Source organism: Corynebacterium sp. HMSC04H06 (assembly GCF_001815935.1).
Classification (GTDB): domain Bacteria; phylum Actinomycetota; class Actinomycetes; order Mycobacteriales; family Mycobacteriaceae; genus Corynebacterium.
Genome location: NZ_KV823462.1, coordinates 1 through 1690 on the forward strand (window position 1 = coordinate 1; position 1690 = coordinate 1690).

Here is a 1690-nt window from a genome sequence, read left to right on the forward strand (position 1 = left end):
GCACTTGACAAAAACATAGGGACACCCCCCGACGGGCGCTTAGGCGCTCTAGGTTATGAGACCTTTGCACTAAACCGCAACCAGCTTCGAGACATTTGATTTGGTTCGTGCCAACTGTGAACGAATCGAGGGAACGATTAAGCGACCATTCGACAATGCTTCAGCTTGAATCCGGTCCCTTTCTTGCCATACAGCTTGTTGTTGGCGTCTTTGACTGCTGCATTCGTGTTTCCAAAGCCCCATATGTACTCTCCGGTTGCTTCATTGCGGAGGTTGACGATAGGACACTTAACTTGCACTCGGTAGACAGCATAGGGTGTGATTTCTGGTGGAACGCTGCTTAAGGAAGTGGCTGGGGTAGCGCTGGCTGTTCCCTGCGCCCCGGAAAGGGCGATCATTAGGCTAATAGCGACTGCGGATAGCGAGCGAAAAGGTTTCTTCATGACGGCAAACTCCTTCGAGGACGGAATAGTTGAGCAGAAATTCGTTGAAGAGCTGCATTTGTACTGCTCTCAACCGGAACTTGAAAGGCTGATAAAGCGGTTTAAAAGTTCCTTCGCTCAAGAATTTCACGAATTGGATGACTTTTCTCCCGTTGCAGTGGAAACCGAAGAAGACGACTATAATCTAGCTATCGAAGCAGCAGGTAGGGGCGATTTTGAGGATCTTCGAGCTTACGTAATAAAGCAAGAGTTTGTTTTCCCTGTCCGAAAAAAGAACGAGGAAGATCTCGACAAAATCAGCAATAGGGTCTTCGGGACTGTTGGAGAAACTGTTGAGGATGTCCCCTATTTCAGCTTCCTTGACCTGGAAGGGGATCGGACCTAAGTAGCCCCAGCGATTCTCCGCGTTCTGAGACGCCTGCACCACGCCTGGGTGATGTGCTCGACGCTCAAGAGCGCATAGAGCGCCCCGGACGGGGCGGGCGCGCTGGCTGGCGTTAGCCGCGTTCAAAGTCAGCGATAACCAAGTCAGCCGCCGTCGCCGTCTGCGTCGACACCTGGCGCTGCCGCGCGTACGGCTGCGCCGCACGCTTGCCCCTGAATTTTTCGTGCCCGACAGCCCCGCCCTGTACGTGCTTTTTCCCGAGGCCACCACGGAATCTCGGCAGATTGCCCGGGAGGATAGCGATTACCTGACACAGCCAAAAGCCGCCGAAAACTCGGCGGCTTTTCTATGCTGACCACGCTCTACGAGCGCTAAGCGCTCTAGGATATGGTACATTTGCAACAAGTTGCCCAATGGGGTGCCCAGGTGGTCACCGTGGTGATTGACAGGAGGTGTCGGAGTGCTGACTATCGCGAAGATGGGTGCGCACTCCGTGGCCTATTATCAGTCCACGGTTGATGAGAATCGGGGGACGGATTCGTACTATTCCGAGGACGGAAAGCAGCCAGCTTCGGTGTGGCTTCGGGGCGAAAACATGGCTGAAGTTTCGGCATTTTTGGGCGCTGAAGATGGTGCGATCGTGTCGGGGAAAACGGTTGAGGATTGGTTCAATAAGGCGGTCGCTCCGAGCGGTGCGGGGCTTGGAAATGCTCCGCGAAAGGATAGTGTTCCAGGTTTCGATCTGACGTTTTGCGCGCCGAAATCTGTCTCCTTGTTGTGGGGGATGGGCGCAGATTCTGCCGTGCGTGGCATCGTCGATGAAGCCCACCAGGTGAAGCGTCCTGGGTTTAGTTCCGCTTCT

The 1690-nt window shown here is 54.3% G+C and carries 2 protein-coding genes; both read left to right on the forward strand.

What is annotated here, in order from left to right; all coding sequences use genetic code 11:
• Positions 1-318: 318 nt before the first annotated feature.
• Positions 319-828 carry a hypothetical protein gene (locus HMPREF3067_RS10785; protein WP_246819308.1) on the forward strand — a complete coding sequence of 170 codons (510 nt, stop codon included), beginning with the start codon at positions 319-321 and terminating at the stop codon, positions 826-828.
• 460 nt (positions 829-1288) lie between these two features.
• Positions 1289-1690: relaxase domain-containing protein (locus HMPREF3067_RS11170; protein WP_168166973.1), on the forward strand; the 402-nt coding region annotated here is incomplete at its 3' end.